Raw genomic sequence first — 1,663 nt, 5'->3', positions numbered from 1 at the left:
ATGCCGCGTCAGCGTGAGGAGTTGGTGGCGCATTACTGGCAGCGGTTCTGTGTGAAGAACGACACGATCGGGTTCTTCGGTCCGGTGGGTTGGGGCCGTATCGATCGTTCGGTGGGTGGAGTGGAGATCGATCCGGGGGAGGGGCTGACGGAGTCGTCGTCGGTGTTCTTCTCGAGTTGGTCGATCGACGCGCTGGCCAGGACGTTGTCGGCCGACGAACGGCTGATGGCCTGGATCCCCCCGCGCCGTACACCGTTCGCACGCCTCGACCGACGTGCCGACGGCGCCGTCGTACAGCTTCCGGGGCGGCCCGAACAGCCCGTACCGGCCGAACTGCTGCCGCTGCTGGAGCTGATCGACGGCCGCCGCACCCTCGGCGACCTCGCCCGCGACCTCACCCTCCCCGTCGAGCGGACCGAGGAGCGCCTGCGTGAGCTGATCCGCCGCCGCTGGGTGACCTGGCGGCTGGAGGTCCCCTCCGGTGCCTGTCCGGACCGGGAGTTGCGGACGGTTCTGGAGCGGGTGGGTGATCCGGTGCTGCGGCGTGGTGCGCTGGAGCCGTTGGAGGTGCTGGAGCGGGGACGGGACCGGGTGCAGGCGGCCGGTCGTGACGCCGGTGCGCTGTGCGAGGCGCTCGCCGCGCTGGAGGAGGACTTCACCCGGATCACCGACACCGCCTCCCAGCGCGCCAAGGGCACCCGCACCGCACCGAACCGGTCGCTCGTCTACTCCGACACCCGACGCTCCGCCACCGCCCGGCTCAGCACCGCCGTCCTGGACGAACTGACCCCGCTCTCCCTGTGCCTGACGGCCGTGGGCTGGCTCACCAGCCGGTACGCGGAGTCCATGCGCGCCCGGATCCGCGAGAGCTTCGACCAGGTGCGCGGCGACCGGCCGACCACCGATCTCGCCTCGCTCTGGTTCGCCTGCCTGCCGGCCCCGCACGCCGCGTCCATGCCGGAGGCGGACCGGATCGGCGCCGAACTGCGCGAGCGCTGGGCCCGGATCATCGACGCCCCCGAAGGCGCTCGCCGGGTGCAACTGTCCTCGGCGGACATCGCCGACCGGGTCCGTGAGGAGTTCGACGGCCCGCGCGACGGCTGGTCGCTCTCCCGCTACGTCAGCCCCGACGTGCTCATCATGGCCAAGGACGCCGCGGCGGTCGAGCGGGGCGACTTCGAACTCGTCCTGGGCGAACTGCACATCGCCATGAACACCGTGGCCGCCTCACTCTTCGTCAACCAGCACCCGGCCGTCGAGGAGCTGCTCGCCGAGACCAGCCGCGACTTCCCCGGGCCCCGGCTGATGCCGATGCTGCCCAAGGAGCTGCCGCTGAAGTGGTCGGCGCGCAGCCGCCCCGCCCTGGACCGCCCGGAGGACTACTTCGTCGCCGTCGCCGACCACACCGCCGACCCGCACCGGGACCGCACCGTGCTCAGCGCCGAGGTCACCGTGGCCGACCGCGACGGCCGGCTGACGGCCGTCCTGCCGGACGGCAGCGAGTTCGACGTGCTGGACGTCTTCAGCCACGCCCTCACCAACCGCGTCATGGACCGCTTCGCGCTCCGCCCCGACGCGGACCATGTGCCGCGGGTGGCGGTGGACAGGTTGGTGGTGTGCCGGGAGTCGTGGCGGTTCAGGGGTGGGGATCTGGGGTTCGCGG

General features: G+C 72.0%; 1 protein-coding gene. It reads left to right on the top strand.

Translation table 11 applies throughout. The annotated features are described in order from the left end of the window. Positions 1-1,663, top strand: a 1,663-nt coding sequence (locus AB0E67_RS36450; RefSeq protein WP_362035157.1) for a lantibiotic dehydratase, incomplete at both ends; no start/stop codon positions are given.

The organism is Streptomyces sp. NPDC032161 (assembly GCF_040636995.1).
In the GTDB taxonomy this organism is placed as follows: domain Bacteria; phylum Actinomycetota; class Actinomycetes; order Streptomycetales; family Streptomycetaceae; genus Streptomyces.
This window is presented reverse-complemented; position numbering and strand designations above follow the sequence as displayed.